The organism is Enterobacter sp. MGH119 (assembly GCF_001037675.1).
Classification (GTDB): domain Bacteria; phylum Pseudomonadota; class Gammaproteobacteria; order Enterobacterales; family Enterobacteriaceae; genus Enterobacter; species Enterobacter hormaechei_C.
Genome location: NZ_KQ089929.1, coordinates 1107479 through 1122497, shown reverse-complemented (window position 1 = coordinate 1122497; position 15019 = coordinate 1107479). Strand labels below are relative to the sequence as shown.

The window sequence follows — 15019 nt, the reverse complement described above, 5'->3', positions numbered from 1 at the left end:
CGAAGCCGGCACCCGGCATTATTTAACGCGACCACCTATCCCGCCCGGCCTCCTTTGCCCTGTACAGCGCCGCATCGGCGCGGGCGATGATTTCCGGGCCGGCCAGTCCTGGGGTATAGCCGGCAATGCCCATACTCACCGTCACACATTCACTCACCTTCGACGCGCTGTGCGCAATGGCTGCGGTGCGCAGGCCAGCCTGGATCCGCGCGGCGACTTTCTCAGCAACGCTTTCTTCACAGTCAAAGAGGATCACGACGAACTCCTCACCACCGTAGCGCGAAACCACATCCTCTGGCGTGCGCACCGAGGTGTTCAGCACCTCTGCCACCCTCGCGAGACACGCGTCTCCTGCCTGGTGACCATAGGTGTCGTTATACAGTTTGAAGTAATCGACATCCAGCATCAGCACCGCGAAGCGTTTGCCTTGCTCCACGGCGTTTTCCAGCACCAGCTCCATCGCCCGCCGGTTGGCCGTTTTCGTCAGCGGATCCTGATGGGCCAGCGCATCCAGCCGCGAAATTAAACGCTGATTCTGCTGGTTGCGACGCCACGCCTCTTCAAACCAGCTCAACAGGATATAGCGCCCGCACACGAGAATGAAGGTGAACACCACCCACAGCCCGGCGAAGCGATAATTAATTTCCTGATTCAGCAGCATGCTGGCAACGGGCAGGCTTATCCATAGCGGAACGGTGAAGCAGAGCAGTGCCACCGGGTGAAAATAGAGCGCGGTCATACCGGCCATCAGCAGGGTAACGAATATAGGCCAGGGATGCGGAAGATGTAACACGTTGATAAACCAGTAACAACTTATCGACCACAGCAGACTGCACATAAACAAAACGGCGCTGACGCCGCGGATGTGGCGCCAGGCCATGATCACCAGCGCCACGGAAAGGATCACCACGCCCAGCATGGAGGCGTCTATCATCTGCCGCAGAGGCGGGCTGATGTGCAGGAGGGCATCGATATGGCCGAACAGCGAATTGCGCAGCAGGACCATAAGGGCAAAGCTGGCATTCACAAAGGCGAGCCACGGCAGGTTCACGGCCAGCCCGTGAACAACCATTGATTTACGGGTAGGCCATGTCGCAGGTTCTGGCGTTGCGTTGTGTCTTTTTTCCATTATGGTTTTCTTCCCGTCCGGTGGATAGCTCGCTAAAGCCAGGTAGTATTAACTATAAGCAGGCTCGATTATTCCTCAAATGTTTGCACAAAAAAACCGGGCATTGCGCCCGGCGTTTGCTTATTTTTGCTCGGCTTTTTTCTTGCCGAGCGTTGGCGTCTCGTCAAAGAAATTCCACGGCTTGAGCAACGTGTGCACCCATTCCGTCGGCATTATTGGCCACTCCTCGGCACGGGCGACATGGGTGGTGCCGGTGGTCATCCAGATGACGTTATCCTGGTCGTTCAGCGACTCGTTATCTTTGCTGTACTGGCCGAGGCCGGTATCGTGCGTGGAACGGTTCGGGTATTTTCCCTCCGGGTACATCTCGTCGGGATGGTAACGCGTTACCCACAGTTGTTTATCCATAAAGCTCAGGCGGTGATAAATCCACTCGTCCGGGGCAAACTTCGCGCCGGACGCTACCGGGTGTGTACCGCCCGCGTAAGGGATGATCTGATATGAGACCGGGTTGCCCATGCGGTTCTCTTTGCTGGTATTGCTCAGCAGGCGGATGGTGCCCGGGTCAAACTTCTGCGCCGCCTGCTGTTCGGTATCAATATCATACTGATTAACCTGCATGGTGCTGGTGCGCGGTCCGCCAGCGGTGTTCGGTTTGACGTCCGGATCCATGGCCACCAGCTTATTGTTGATGCCGTCCACGTCCATATCCAGACGGAAGTTGTAGATGTGCTGGTGGGTGGTACCGACAATATTATGGTGGATCAGCGTTCCGTATCGGGTGTCATCCTTCGCGGTGGCATCATGCATGGTTTTCGTCTGCACGCCTTTCACCGCTTCAATGCCCGTAGCCCCTGCATCAATGCCGATAGTGCCGTTTTCGTGGAATACCCAGTCGAAGATGTAATCGTAGTTACCCACGGTGCTGACCCAGCGCACCACCAGCTCGCGGCGTTCGGTGCTGACGTTGGGTTTTCCTAATTCCTGATGCTTATATTCCGGCCCGGCGTAACGCTCGAAAATGGCGATCGCCCGGGGGATCTCCATTGGCGCGCCGGTGTAATCCGGGATGGTTTCGTTGAGCATCACGGCGTTAGACGGAACATCCTTGCCGCGCACGAGCGGGGAGGTCAGGGTACCCATGCCGTAATCGCCGGAGTCCAGGTAGGCTTTAAAGTACCAGCCGATATCCGGGTCGCCGTACGGCACAATCATGCCGCCGAGCGACCCCTGATACATCACCTGTCGCTTTTTGCCGTTGTCGTTATAGGTCACGGTGGAGATTATCGGGCCGACGCGTGAGTCCAGGCTCAGATGAAAATCCCAGTTCTGCCAGTGCACCCTATCCCCGGTGATGGTGTAGTTCTTGCCTTCCGGCTCGATAATCTCCAGCGGTTTTTTCACCGTTTCAACGCGGTCACGGCCATCATAAGGGCGCGGCGTGAGCGGCACCGGCACGACCGGGCCTTCCTCAATCTTCTGGATTTTCTTCTGCTCGAGATCCACCACCGCAACCAGGTTTTCGATCGGGTGCGCCCAGTAGTTACCGTCGTCCACGTCGAGATAGCTGATCACTTTCAGCAGGCGGTCTTCCTGTTTCAGCCCATCCTTGCCGTCAAAAAAGCCGACGGTAAGCGGGGTGGTGATCACTTTCTTCGGGTCGGTAATGCCGCGCTTTTTCAGCACGACGGCAAACTCCGGGCTTTCATTGATGATCTGCTGCACGGTATTGAAGTCATCCAGCAGCACCATGCCGTGCGCGTCTTTGATCGGCTCCCAGCGGAGGATCTTTTTCTCCTTCAGATCCACCCGGCTTTCGATGATGTGTTTACCATCAAGCATGATGATATTGGCCTGGCGGGGCGCATCCACCGCCGTGCCGTTAAGCACAAAGTCCCAGACTTTGGCCTTTTCTGGCTCCGCCAGCGCAATCTGGGTAAAGCGGGTATTGGGTTTAAAATCCGCTGAGGCTTTCACGATTGCTACGGCCTGGTTGATTTCATCAGCCGTCAGCGCGTTTAACGGGTGGGGGCTTTTTTCAACCTGGAATGTCTGATCAAGACCGGACTGAAAGACATCGTTGATAAAGGTCTCCGGGATATACGCCTTATTGTTCTTCATCACCACGGGCACCTGGAGCGTCAGCGGTTTGCCGTTAACGATGGCGGTATTTGCGCCGGGTTTGACCTTCACAAAGGCACCGTCTTTGACGATGGTGAACATCTGGGCGTAATCATCCCACTGCACGTCCGCGCCAAACGCCTGAAGCGTTTTGTCCATCGGGACCATATGCGCCTCGCTGCCGTGAGCGTAAACAGGGGATTGCCAGGCGCAACAGAGCGCAACGGCCATGGCCAGTGCCGTTCTACGGGCAGAAAAAGAAGAATTGCTTCCCATCGCAGACCTCATCTTGTTGTGTTTATTGTGTAGTGTCAGCGTTATCCTGACAGGCGCGCACGTAAAGCGTTTGCCTGCATCTGCCAGGTTGTTTGTCAGTCTTGCCAGGTTAAAAAAGAGCGGGGGTGCATCACACCCCCATGGCAGATAAAGTGCGCTTCAGTAAGGCGAGCTATCGTGATGCGTGCGGACATCAAAACCTACCGTCGTGAACGAATAAACCGTACCGCGAACGCGAAGATAAATGTCTCCATTTTTAATTGCCACTGAAGCTTTATCATCATCGGTGATCATGACGGGATTGATATTCTTAATGTTAGACATGAATTCTTCCGGACTTTTTTTCGCATCAAAGAGATAAATATGATACCTGCTTTTAGACAGCGAGCCCGTCTCAACCTGGGTGATGTAAAGAGTTAAACGATCGTTAACCTTGATTTTTTCCTGCAAATTTTCATACACGGTAAAAAGATCGCGGAAAGGGTATGCAATGAATATGAGAAAAATAAAGATAATAATTCCAGCTCGCCAGTTAAAAACCCGAACGTCGCGCATAATCTATTCCTGCCCTTATCCATAACTGATCGACTGGATCATTACCGTAATTATTATTGTTCTGGAATTTTGCAAATTCGGCAGGATCAATTAGGAGGCGAAGATTGTGTGTAAAGCCGGTGACTTCAATGCTTCCCTCACGGTAACGAACATCCACCGAGCCTGTAATTTTTGACCCACCATCTTCAGTTAAGAAAAGGTAAACAGGAATTGCCATAGTTTGTTAATCATCCATGTAATTTAATGCGGAAATATTCCCTGCGCCAAATAATAACCATGCTAACTACATGGTCAATTTGCTTAGTGTTTCCGGTTGTAACTTATCCAAACCAGGCAGACTGGATGGTTCGATTAATCAAAGCCATCCAGTCCCTGTTTTACCTTCCGCTTATTTTGATGCGCTCAAACACTCGAGGCAGCAAGGTTAATGCCATTGCATTGATTAAAAGTCACCCTGCTGGCGCGCCACCAGCGTCAGGATGGAGTAGAGCGCCACGGCCTGCTGGTGCTGGTTGAAGATCTCCACAGCCCATTCCACCACGCCGGTGGGTTTTTCCTCGGCAGTGCGCTGTTTCTTCAGCGTTTTACGTTTACAGGTCAGGCGCACCTGAATGGTATCACCCGGCTTGACCGGCTCGATAAAGCGCAGGTTTTCCATGCCATAGTTGGCAATAACCGGCCCAACCCCGGCATCGACAAACAGCCCCGCCGCGGCGGAAATCAGGAAATAACCGTGTACCACGCGCTCACCAAAAATCGACTCCGCCGCGCCAATTTTGTCCATATGGGCGTAGAAATGATCCCCGCTCAGGCAGGCAAAATTCACGATATCCGCTTCCGTCAGGGTACGACGCGGGGTCAGCAGGCTGTCGCCCGGCTGTAACTCCTCGAAGTATTTACGGAACGGATGAACGCGATCTTCCTGCACCTCCGCGCCACGAACCCACTGTTTACCGATCGCGGCGAGCATGGACGGGCTGCCCTGAATAGCCGTGCGCTGAAGATAGTGCTTCACAGCGCGCAGGCCGCCCAGCTCTTCGCCGCCGCCCGCACGTCCCGGACCACCGTGCACCAGCTGTGGCAGCGGTGAACCGTGGCCGGTAGATTCTTTCGAGGATTCCTGGTTGAGGATCTGAATGCGTCCGTGGGCGCGCGCGGCACCGGCAATAAACTGCCGCGCCACGCGGGTATCTGCCGTAACCAGCGTTCCCGCCAGGCTGCCGCCGCCCGCCCGCGCCAGCTGCATGGCGTGCTCGGTGTTACGGCAGGGCATCAGGGTTGCGACGGGGCCAAAGGCTTCGGTGGCGTGAACGGCCGGGGTTTCGTCCGGCTGCGGGCAGAACAGCAGGGTGGGTGGGAAGAATGCGCCAGGCGCCTGCAAATCAGCTTTACCACCCAGACGGATCTGGCAGCCCGAGGCCAGCAGATGATCGACTTTTTCCTGCACGTCAGCACGTTGCTCACTGTTGACGAGAGCCCCCATCTTCACCCCTTCCTGGGCCGGATCGCCGACGACCACGTTCTCCAGCCGCGCAATCAGCGCCTGGCTGACGGCTTCAACCTGCGCTTCCGGCACGATGATGCGGCGGATGGCGGTACATTTTTGCCCGGCTTTGGCGGTCATCTCGCGCACCACTTCGCGGATAAACAGCGTAAACTCCGGCTGTTCCGGCGTCACGTCCTCACCCAGCACGCAGCAGTTAAGAGAATCTGCTTCCATGGTAAACGGAATGGAATGTGCGACGATATTCGGGTGGACGCGCAGGCTCTGCCCGGTGCTGGCCGACCCGGTAAACGTCACCACGTCCTGGCTGTCGAGGTGGTTCAGCAGATCGCCCGCGCCACCGCAGATCAGGCTGATGGCGCCGTCCGGCACCAGTCCGCTCTCCACGATCGCTTTCACCATCGCCTGAGTCACCTGCGCGGTGGCGGTGGCGGGCTTGATGATGGCGGGCATCCCGGCAAGCCAGGTGGGCGCGAGCTTTTCCAGCATCCCCCAGCACGGGAAGTTGAACGCGTTGATATGCACCGCCACGCCGGATTTCGACGTTAACACGTGACGTGCCGCAAAGCCGCCTTCCTTCGACAGTGGGATCAGCTCATCCTCCGGCCACAGGGTATCGTCCGGCAGCTCACGGCTGCCGAGGCTTGCGTAGGTGAAGAGGGTGCCGATACCGCCTTCAATATCCACCCAGCTGTCAGCCTTCGTCGCGCCGGTCTGGGCTGACAGGGCATAAAACCGATCCTTCTGGCTCAGCAGATGTTTGGCCACCGCCTTCAGCATGGCGGCGCGCTCGATAAAGCTCATTGCGCGGAGCGCTTCTCCGCCGTGTTCAATGGCGTAACGGCGCGCGGCCGCCATATCCAGCCCTTCGCTGGTGACTTGATATAGCGTTTCCCCGCTGATGGCGTGGGTGATGGTGCGCTCGCGGCCCCGGCCTGATTGCCAGATGCCGGACAAGAAGCTGGCTAACTGCTGCATTTCTTCTCTCCAGATGTTTCGTGATTTCACTATAAATAGTTTGATCTCGAATCATAAAAATCAAGCTGAGTTTTAATGAATTGTTAACGTTGTGATCTGTATTGCTTGGCCTGACCAACAGAAAGCCTTGCGCCATCGGCATTTCATGAAAAGGCTTGCGAGCGTCGTCACAAAATAAACAAACGCTTCTTGGGGTTATATTTAACCTTTGTGTAACTTTTAAGAAACCAAATGATTCACCATTTTGCTATTTGTGGTGATTTAACGAATCACAAAGGTGGTTATGTGACGCAAGAACAACGCTTTGAGCAACGCATCGCACAGGAGACGGCCATCGAGCCGCAGGACTGGATGCCGGATGCCTACCGCAAGACGCTGATCCGCCAGATTGGACAGCACGCCCACTCTGAGATTGTCGGCATGCTGCCGGAAGGGAACTGGATCACCCGCGCACCGACGCTGCGCCGGAAAGCCATTCTGCTGGCGAAGGTGCAGGATGAAGCCGGACATGGCCTGTACCTTTACAGCGCGGCGGAAACGCTGGGCTGCGCCCGGGAGGACATCTATCAAAAGATGCTCGACGGCAAGATGAAATACTCCTCCATCTTCAACTATCCAACCCTGAGCTGGGCCGATATCGGGGTCATTGGCTGGCTGGTGGACGGGGCGGCCATTGTGAACCAGGTGGCGCTGTGCCGTACGTCTTACGGCCCGTATGCCCGGGCGATGGTGAAGATTTGTAAAGAAGAGAGCTTTCACCAGCGTCAGGGTTTTGAGGCCTGCATGGCGCTGGCGCAGGGTAGCGAAGCCCAGCGGCAGATGTTGCAGGACGCCATCAACCGCTTCTGGTGGCCCGCGCTGATGATGTTCGGACCCAACGACGACAACTCCCCAAACAGCGCCCGCAGTCTGGCCTGGAAGATCAAACGCTTTGGCAACGATGAGCTTCGCCAGCGCTTCGTGGACAACACGGTGCCTCAGGTGGAGATGCTCGGCATGACCGTGCCGGATCCCGACCTGCGTTTCGATGAAGAGAGCGGTCACTACCGCTTCGGCGAAATCGACTGGCAGGAATTTGACGAGGTGATCAACGGGCGCGGGATCTGCAACCACGAACGTCTGGCCGCAAAACGTAAAGCCTGGGACGACGGCGCATGGGTGCGTGAAGCCGCTCTGGCCCACGCGGAAAAACAACGCGCCCGCCAGGCCGCATAAGAGGAATCAACCATGAGCAACGTTTACTGGCCGTTATACGAAGTTTTTGTCCGTTCGAAGCAGGGGCTGTCGCACCGGCATGTGGGCAGCCTTCACGCTGCCGACGACCGCATGGCGCTGGAAAACGCGCGCGATGCCTATACCCGCCGCAGCGAAGGCTGTTCCATCTGGGTGGTGAAGGCGAGTGAAATCGTCGCTTCCCAGCCGGAAGAGAGCGGGGAGTTTTTCGATCCGGCGGAAAGCAAGGTCTACCGCCATCCGACGTTTTACACCATCCCTGATGGTATCGAGCATATGTGAGGTTGGGGATGAACAACGTATCTGCTTATGCCCTGCGTCTGGGCGACAACGGTCTGGTGCTCTCACAGCGTCTGGGCGCCTGGTGCGGCCACGCGCCGGAGCTGGAAATTGACCTGGCGCTCGCCAATATCGGCCTTGATCTGCTCGGGCAGGCGCGCAATTTCCTGACCTACGCCGCTGAACGGGAAGGTAAGGGTGATGAAGATACCCTGGCCTATGGCCGCGATGAGCGTCAGTTCCGCAATTTGCTGCTGGTGGAACAGCCAAACGGCAGCTTCGCCGACACCATTGCCCGTCAGTATCTGATGGATGCGTGGAACGTGGCGCTCTACGAGCGGCTGATCCACAGCAGCGACAGTCAGCTTGCCGCCATCGCGGCAAAAGCCATTAAGGAGGCGCGCTATCACCTGCGCTTTAGCCGCGGCTGGCTGGTGCGGCTGGGGGACGGAACAGAAACCTCCGCACAAAAAATGCAGCAGGCGGTGGATAGCCTGTGGCGCTTTACGGCTGAACTGTTCGACGCTGACGAGGTCGAGCTGGCGCTAATTGATGACGGCGTGGCGGTTGATCCGCGCGACCTGCGGGACCCGTGGGAGCGCGAAGTGTTTGCTGGCCTGGCGGAAGCCACCCTCCGCGTGCCCGAAGAGGTGGCGTATCGCACGGGCGGTAAGAAGGGGCTACATACCGAACACCTCGGGCCGATGCTGGCAGAGATGCAGTATCTCCAGCGCGTTTACCCCGGCCAGCAGTGGTAAAGGAGGACGCCATGCAACGCCTCGTCGACATCGCGCCTGCACAAATCCCGCAGATTTGGGCGCTGTTAAGCCAGATCCCCGACCCGGAAGTGCCGGTGCTGACCATCACCGACCTGGGCATGGTGCGCAGCGTGAAGGCACAGGGGGAAGGCTGGGTCATCGGCTTCACGCCAACCTATTCGGGCTGTCCGGCAACGGAGCATCTGCTGGGGGCGATCCGCGAAACCCTGACCGGAAACGGCTTTAGCCCGGTACATATTGTGCTGCAACTGGAGCCCGCCTGGACCACCGACTGGATGACCGACGATGCCCGCAGGCGCCTCCGTGAATATGGCATCAGCCCGCCTGTCGGCCATAGCTGCCATGCCCACGTTCCCGCGGAGGTGAGCTGCCCGCGCTGTGCGAGCACCGATACCTCGCTTATCAGTGAATTTGGATCCACGGCCTGCAAAGCGCTCTACCGCTGCAATACCTGCCGTGAGCCCTTCGACTATTTCAAATGTATTTGAGGCTGCCATGACAACGTTTCATTCATTAACAGTGGCAAAAGTGGAGCCCGAAACCCGCGACGCGGTGACCATTACCTTCGCGGTGCCGCAGGCGTTACAGGAGGCGTACCGCTTCCGTCCCGGTCAGCATCTGACCCTGAAAGCCAGCCCTGGCGGGGATGAACTGCGCCGCTGCTACTCCATCTGCCGGAGCACCGCGTGCGGTGAGATCAGCGTGGCGGTCAAAGCCATCGAGGGCGGACGTTTTTCCCGCTATGCCCGGGACGAGATCAAACCGGGCATGGCGCTGGAGGTGATGGTGCCCCAGGGGCATTTTGGCTACCAGCCGCAGGCCGAACGCGAAGGCCATTATCTGGCGATTGCCGCCGGGTCCGGGATCACCCCGATGCTGGCGATTATGTCCGCTACGCTGGCCACTGAAGCCCACAGCCACTTCACCCTGATTTACGGCAACCGCAGCAGCCAGAGCATGATGTTCCGCCGGGCGCTGGCGGACCTGAAAGATAAATACCCGCAGCGTTTGCAGCTGATCGCCATCTTCAGCCAGGAGACGCTCGACAGCGATCTGCTCCATGGCCGCATTGACGGGGAAAAGCTCCAGGCGCTGGCAAAAACGCTGGTGAATTTCCGTCAGTACGATGAAGCCTTCATCTGCGGCCCGTCGGCGATGATGGATGAGGCCGAAGCGGCGCTGCAAGCGCTGGGTATGCCGGAAAAAGCGATCCATCTTGAGCGCTTTAACACGCCGGGTACCGCCGTTAAACGGACAGCCAGCGTGCAGGCCGATGGCCAGAAGGTCACCGTCCGTCAGGACGGGCGCGACAGGGAGATCACCCTGACGGCGGACGACGAGAGCATTCTTGACGCGGCCCTGCGTCAGGGGGCGGATCTGCCTTACGCCTGCAAGGGCGGCGTATGCGCCACCTGCAAATGCAAAGTGCTGCGTGGGAAAGTCGATATGGCGACCAACTACAGCCTGGAGCCGGACGAGCTGGCCGCAGGCTATGTGCTGAGCTGTCAGGCGCTGCCGTTAACCGCCGACGTTATCGTCGATTTTGATGCGAAGGGGATGGCATGAGCGAACTGATTGTTACCCGTCATGGCCGCGTGTTGCAGCTAACGCTTAACCGTCCGGCGGCGCGCAACGCGCTCAACAATGCGCTGCTCCTGCAAATCGCGGAGCAGCTTGAGGCCGCCGCCGCGGATGCTGAGATCGCCGTCTGCGTGATGTACGGCAACGAACGCTGCTTTGCCGCCGGGGCCGATCTCAACGAAATGGCGGAGAAAGACCTGCCCGCCACCCTGAACGATATCCGTCCGCAGCTGTGGGCGCGGATCAACGCCTTCACCAAACCGCTGATTGCCGCCGTAAACGGCTTCGCGCTGGGGGCAGGCTGTGAGCTGGCGCTGCTCTGCGATGTCGTGATTGCTGGCGATAACGCCCGTTTTGGCCTGCCGGAAATCACCCTCGGGATCATGCCGGGCGCAGGCGGCACCCAGCGGCTGATCCGCAGCGTAGGCAAATCGCTGGCCAGCAAAATGGTGCTGACGGGCGAAAGCATCACGGCGGTGCAGGCGCACAGCGCCGGGCTGGTCAGCGACGTCTATCCGGCCTCGCTGACGCTGGAGTACGCCCTGAAGCAGGCAGCGCTGATGGCGCGCCATTCGCCGCTGGCGCTACAGGCGGCGAAGCAGGCGCTTCGCCAGTCGCAGGAAGTCCCGCTTCAGGCCGGGCTGGCGCAGGAGCGTCAGCTGTTTGCGCTGCTCGCGGCCACCGACGATCGCCGGGAAGGGATCAACGCCTTTTTACAAAAACGCACCCCAGACTTTAAAGGACGCTAATTGTGGAATCTATTCTGAGCCATGTTGAGCAGGGCGTAATGACCATTACGCTGAACCGCCCGGAGCGCCTGAACAGCTTTAACGACGTCATGCACCAGCAGCTTTCCGAATGCCTGAAGCAGGCCGAGCGCGATGACGCCATCCGCTGCCTGCTTATCACCGGGGCAGGACGCGGTTTCTGCGCCGGGCAGGATCTCAACGACCGTAACGTCGACCCGAACGGCCCGGCGCCCGATCTGGGCATGTCCGTTGAGACTTTTTACAACCCGCTGGTGCGCCGCCTGGCAAAACTGCCGAAGCCGGTGATTTGCGCGGTTAACGGCGTGGCGGCGGGCGCGGGGGCGACGCTGGCCCTCGGCTGCGACATGGTGATTGCGGCGCGCTCCGCCAGTTTTGTGATGGCCTTCAGCAAGCTCGGCCTCGTCCCGGACTGCGGCGGCACCTGGCTGCTGCCGCGCGTGGCCGGACGCGCCCGCGCCATGGGGCTGGCATTGCTGGGCGATAAGCTCAGCGCTGAGCAGGCACAGGCCTGGGGAATGATCTGGCAGGTGGTGGACGACGATCAGCTCTCCGCCACCGCACAGCAGATGGCGCTGCATTTTGCCTCGCAGCCGACCTTTGGCCTGGGCTTGATCAAGCAGGCGATCAACGCCGCCGAAACCAACACCCTCGACGCCCAGCTTGATCTGGAGCGCGACTATCAACGCCTGGCCGGACGCAGCGACGACTACCGGGAAGGCGTCAGCGCGTTCCTGGCAAAACGCGCGCCGAACTTTACGGGGAAATAATATGGTGAATATCCATACGGTCGCCGTCATTGGCAGCGGCACCATGGGCGCCGGGATTGCCGAAGTGGCAGCCAGCCACGGTCATCCGGTTCTGGTGTACGACATTGACGCAGCGGCGATTTCCCGCGCCGTCGACGGCATTCGCCAGCGGCTGTCCTCACGCGTTGCGCGTGGAAAACTCTCTGCCGACGCCGGGGAGCAGATCCTCGCCCGCCTGACGCCGGTGACGAATATCAGTGCTCTGGCGAAAGCCGATCTGGTGATCGAGGCGGCCTCCGAGCGGCTTGAAGTGAAAAAGGCGCTGTTTACCCAGCTGGCAGAGGTTTGCCCGCCGCAGACGCTGCTCGCCAGCAATACCTCGTCCATTTCCGTTACCGCGATTGCGGCGGAGATAAACCACCCTGAACGCGTCGCCGGGCTGCACTTCTTCAATCCTGCCCCGGTGATGAAGCTGGTGGAGGTGGTCAGCGGGCTGGCGACCTCACCAGAAGTGGCCGATGCGCTGTGCGAGCTGGCGCTGAGCTGGGGAAAGCAGCCGGTACGCTGCCAGTCCACGCCGGGGTTTATCGTCAACCGCGTGGCGCGCCCGTTCTACTCGGAAGCCTGGCGCGCGCTGGAAGAGCAGGTGGCAACGCCCGAGGTGATTGACGCCGCCCTGCGAGACGGCGGAGGCTTCCCGATGGGGCCGCTTGAGCTGACGGACATGATTGGTCAGGATGTCAACTTTGCCGTGACCTGCTCCGTGTTTAATGCCTTCTGGCAGGAGCGTCGTTTTCTGCCGTCGCTGGTGCAGCAGGAGCTGGTGCTGGCGGGGCGTCTGGGTAAGAAAAGCGGGCAGGGCGTTTACCGCTGGCTGGAGGACAAACCCGCCGTCAGATGGCTCGCCCCGGTCAGCGACAGCTTCAACCCCATGCGCGTACAGCGAAGAAGTGACGGTGTCACGGAAATTGACGATCTGTTGCTGATCGAAACGCAGGGTGAGACCGCGCAGTCGCTGGCGCTGCGCCATGGCTGCCCGGTGGTGGTGGTCGACCGCATCGAGCGGGATGTGGCCGTGATAGCCGCCGCACCCGGCAACCCGCACGCCGCCACGCAGAAAGCCATTTACTGGTTGCAGCACCAGCAGAAACGGGTGGTCCAGATTGCGGATTACCCCGGTCTGCTGGTCTGGCGCACGGTAGCGATGATTGCCAACGAAGCGCTGGACGCCCTGCAAAAAGGGGTCGCCAGCGAGCAAGACATCGATACCGCCATGCGCTTAGGGGTCAACTATCCCTGCGGGCCCATCGCCTGGGGCGAGCGCCTTGGCTGGCAGCGTCTGTTAACGCTGCTGGAGAACCTGCAACGTCACTACGGCGAGGAACGCTATCGCCCCTGTTCACTGCTGCGCCAGCGTGCGCTTCTGGAGAGTAGCTATGAGTCATAACGCCTGGCATAACGCCCGTGCGATGTACGAACGGGACGCCTGCGCGCAGGCGATGGGGATGGACATTCTCGACATGGGCGAGGGCTACGCGGTGGTGACCATGACCATCACCCCGCAGATGCTCAACGGGCATAAAACCTGCCACGGCGGACAGCTGTTCTCGCTGGCCGATACCGCCTTTGCCTACGCCTGCAACAGTCAGGGGCTGGCGGCGGTGGCCTCAGGCTGCGCCATCGATTTTCTGCGTCCGGGCTTTGCCGGCGATAAGCTGACCGCTACCGCGTGGGTGAAGCATCAGGGCAAACTGACCGGCGTATACGACATTGAAATTCAGAACCAACAACAGAAAACCGTCGCTCTTTTTCGCGGGAAATCGCACCGCACCGGCGGCAGTGTGACAGGAGAAGCCTGATGCGTGACGCATTTATTTGTGAGGGTGTGCGTACCCCGGTCGGTCGCTACGGTGGAGGATTATCCAGCGTGCGTGCCGATGACTTAGGGGCCGTGCCGCTGCGTGCGCTGCTGGCGCGTTACCCGCAGCTCGATCTGGAGCGCATAGATGATGTGATCTTCGGCTGCGCAAATCAGGCCGGAGAGGATAACCGCAACGTAGCGCGCATGTCGTCGCTGCTGGCCGGGCTGCCTCAGACCGTTTCCGGTACCACCATTAACCGCCTGTGCGGCTCCGGTCTGGATGCCCTTGGCTTTGCGGCACGCGCCATTAAGGCCGGGGATGGCGATCTGCTGATCGCCGGTGGCGTCGAATCCATGTCCCGTGCGCCGTTCGTGATGGGCAAAGCCACCGCGGCGTTTCAGCGTCAGGCGGAAATCTTCGACACCACCATCGGCTGGCGATTTGTGAATCCGCTCATGCATCAGCAATACGGAACTGACAGCATGCCGGAAACGGCAGAGAATGTAGCGGAATTGTTAAATATAAGCCGTGCCGATCAGGATGCATTTGCCCTGCGCAGCCAGCAGCGCACCGCGCGGGCGCAGCAGAATGGCGTTCTGGCGCAGGAGATTATCCCGGTACAGTTGGCGGGGAAAAAAGGTGCCGTAACGGAAGTGAGCGTGGACGAGCATCCGCGCGCCGAAACCACCCTTGAACAGCTTGCCGCGCTGAAAGCTCCGTTCCGCAAGAACGGTGTGGTGACGGCGGGGAACGCCTCCGGCGTGAACGACGGGGCGGCGGCGCTGATTATCGCCAGCGAGCCGATGGCGCTTGCCCAGGGGTTAACCCCGCGCACACGCATTGTGGCCATGGCGACCGCGGGCGTCGAGCCGCGCCTGATGGGATTAGGCCCGATTCCCGCCACCCGTAAGGTGCTGGAACGTGCCGGACTCAGTATCACCGATATGGACGTCATTGAGCTTAACGAAGCCTTCGCCGCACAGGCGCTGGGCGTGCTGCGTCAGCTGGGTTTGCCGGATGACGCGGAGCATGTGAACCCGAATGGCGGGGCGATCGCGTTAGGTCATCCGCTGGGAATGAGCGGTGCCAGACTGGCGCTGGCCGCGAGCAATGAATTGCACCGACGCGGCGGGCGCTACGCGCTGTGTACGATGTGCATCGGTGTGGGTCAGGGCATTGCCATGATCCTTGAGCGTGTTTGAGCGA

General features: G+C 59.2%; 14 protein-coding genes and 1 pseudogene. 10 read left to right on the top strand and 5 right to left on the bottom strand.

Going from position 1 to position 15019, the window contains the following annotated elements:
* Nucleotides 1-22: 22 nt before the first annotated feature.
* The 5 genes and pseudogenes from SK53_RS05200 to paaZ all read right to left on the bottom strand — a co-directional run bounded on the left by SK53_RS05200 (nt 23) and on the right by paaZ (nt 6563).
* On the bottom strand, nt 23-1129 hold the full coding sequence (locus SK53_RS05200) for a GGDEF domain-containing protein (protein WP_048208706.1): 1107 nt from the start codon (nt 1127-1129) through the stop codon (nt 23-25).
* Between the two features lie 120 nt (nt 1130-1249).
* Nucleotides 1250-3526, bottom strand: a complete 2277-nt coding sequence (tynA, locus tag SK53_RS05195) for a primary-amine oxidase (RefSeq protein WP_048208704.1) — start codon at nt 3524-3526, stop codon at nt 1250-1252.
* Between the two features lie 159 nt (nt 3527-3685).
* Nucleotides 3686-4081 (bottom strand): hypothetical protein, encoded by a 396-nt coding sequence (locus SK53_RS05190; RefSeq protein WP_048208703.1) that lies wholly within the window; start codon nt 4079-4081, stop codon nt 3686-3688.
* An 85-nt stretch (nt 4082-4166) separates the two neighbouring features.
* Nucleotides 4167-4298 (bottom strand): annotated as a pseudogene (locus SK53_RS23740) (type VI secretion system tube protein Hcp); the annotation flags it as partial.
* A gap of 225 nt (nt 4299-4523) precedes the next feature.
* Complete coding sequence (paaZ, locus tag SK53_RS05185; protein WP_045333010.1) at nt 4524-6563, bottom strand: phenylacetic acid degradation bifunctional protein PaaZ; 2040 nt, start codon at nt 6561-6563, stop codon at nt 4524-4526.
* Nucleotides 6564-6848: 285 nt separating this feature from the next.
* Here paaZ and paaA point away from each other — a divergent pair, with 285 nt between their 5' ends.
* Genes paaA through pcaF form a run of 10 tightly spaced genes read left to right on the top strand, consistent with a single transcriptional unit; the run spans nt 6849 to nt 15015 of the window.
* Entirely contained in the window at nt 6849-7778 is a 930-nt protein-coding gene (gene paaA / locus SK53_RS05180) for a 1,2-phenylacetyl-CoA epoxidase subunit PaaA (RefSeq protein WP_003857355.1), read from the top strand.
* 12 nt (nt 7779-7790) lie between these two features.
* A complete protein-coding gene (paaB, locus tag SK53_RS05175; RefSeq protein ID WP_003857353.1) occupies nt 7791-8078 on the top strand; it encodes a 1,2-phenylacetyl-CoA epoxidase subunit PaaB in 288 nt (95 codons plus the stop codon).
* Between the two features lie 8 nt (nt 8079-8086).
* The gene (gene paaC / locus SK53_RS05170) at nt 8087-8833 is read left to right on the top strand and encodes a 1,2-phenylacetyl-CoA epoxidase subunit PaaC (protein ID WP_023314089.1); all 747 of its coding nucleotides are present in this window, start codon (nt 8087-8089) and stop codon (nt 8831-8833) included.
* An 11-nt stretch (nt 8834-8844) separates the two neighbouring features.
* Nucleotides 8845-9342 (top strand): 1,2-phenylacetyl-CoA epoxidase subunit PaaD, encoded by a 498-nt coding sequence (gene paaD / locus SK53_RS05165; protein WP_003857347.1) that lies wholly within the window; start codon nt 8845-8847, stop codon nt 9340-9342.
* A 7-nt stretch (nt 9343-9349) separates the two neighbouring features.
* Nucleotides 9350-10420: a 1,2-phenylacetyl-CoA epoxidase subunit PaaE gene (gene paaE, locus SK53_RS05160; RefSeq protein WP_003857345.1), complete on the top strand. Its 1071-nt coding sequence runs from the start codon at nt 9350-9352 to the stop codon at nt 10418-10420.
* Entirely contained in the window at nt 10417-11184 is a 768-nt protein-coding gene (gene paaF / locus SK53_RS05155; protein ID WP_003857343.1) for a 2,3-dehydroadipyl-CoA hydratase PaaF, read from the top strand. The genes paaE and paaF overlap by 4 nt, the downstream gene beginning before the upstream one ends.
* A complete protein-coding gene (gene paaG, locus SK53_RS05150) occupies nt 11184-11972 on the top strand; it encodes a 2-(1,2-epoxy-1,2-dihydrophenyl)acetyl-CoA isomerase PaaG (protein ID WP_126291860.1) in 789 nt (262 codons plus the stop codon). Before paaF ends, paaG begins: the two co-directional genes overlap by 1 nt.
* Before the next feature lies 1 nt (nt 11973).
* Nucleotides 11974-13398 (top strand): 3-hydroxyacyl-CoA dehydrogenase PaaH, encoded by a 1425-nt coding sequence (paaH, locus tag SK53_RS05145; RefSeq protein WP_032609124.1) that lies wholly within the window; start codon nt 11974-11976, stop codon nt 13396-13398.
* Entirely contained in the window at nt 13388-13810 is a 423-nt protein-coding gene (gene paaI, locus SK53_RS05140; protein WP_032609125.1) for a hydroxyphenylacetyl-CoA thioesterase PaaI, read from the top strand. Before paaH ends, paaI begins: the two co-directional genes overlap by 11 nt.
* On the top strand, nt 13810-15015 hold the full coding sequence (gene pcaF, locus SK53_RS05135) for a 3-oxoadipyl-CoA thiolase (protein WP_032609127.1): 1206 nt from the start codon (nt 13810-13812) through the stop codon (nt 15013-15015). Before paaI ends, pcaF begins: the two co-directional genes overlap by 1 nt.
* The last annotated feature ends 4 nt before the right edge of the window (nt 15016-15019 follow it).

Bases quoted from the DNA above. Each gene is read 5' to 3' on its own strand.
- pcaF (WP_032609127.1), top strand. From the start codon at position 13,810: ATGCGTGACGCATTTATTTGTGAGGGTGTGCGTACCCCGGTCGGTCGC.
- SK53_RS05190 (WP_048208703.1), bottom strand. From the start codon at position 4,081: ATGCGCGACGTTCGGGTTTTTAACTGGCGAGCTGGAATTATTATCTTT.
- paaB (WP_003857353.1), top strand. From the start codon at position 7,791: ATGAGCAACGTTTACTGGCCGTTATACGAAGTTTTTGTCCGTTCGAAG.
- tynA (WP_048208704.1), bottom strand. From the start codon at position 3,526: ATGGGAAGCAATTCTTCTTTTTCTGCCCGTAGAACGGCACTGGCCATG.
- paaF (WP_003857343.1), top strand. From the start codon at position 10,417: ATGAGCGAACTGATTGTTACCCGTCATGGCCGCGTGTTGCAGCTAACG.
- paaZ (WP_045333010.1), bottom strand. From the start codon at position 6,563: ATGCAGCAGTTAGCCAGCTTCTTGTCCGGCATCTGGCAATCAGGCCGG.
- paaE (WP_003857345.1), top strand. From the start codon at position 9,350: ATGACAACGTTTCATTCATTAACAGTGGCAAAAGTGGAGCCCGAAACC.
- paaC (WP_023314089.1), top strand. From the start codon at position 8,087: ATGAACAACGTATCTGCTTATGCCCTGCGTCTGGGCGACAACGGTCTG.
- SK53_RS05200 (WP_048208706.1), bottom strand. From the start codon at position 1,129: ATGGAAAAAAGACACAACGCAACGCCAGAACCTGCGACATGGCCTACC.
- paaD (WP_003857347.1), top strand. From the start codon at position 8,845: ATGCAACGCCTCGTCGACATCGCGCCTGCACAAATCCCGCAGATTTGG.
- paaI (WP_032609125.1), top strand. From the start codon at position 13,388: ATGAGTCATAACGCCTGGCATAACGCCCGTGCGATGTACGAACGGGAC.
- paaH (WP_032609124.1), top strand. From the start codon at position 11,974: ATGGTGAATATCCATACGGTCGCCGTCATTGGCAGCGGCACCATGGGC.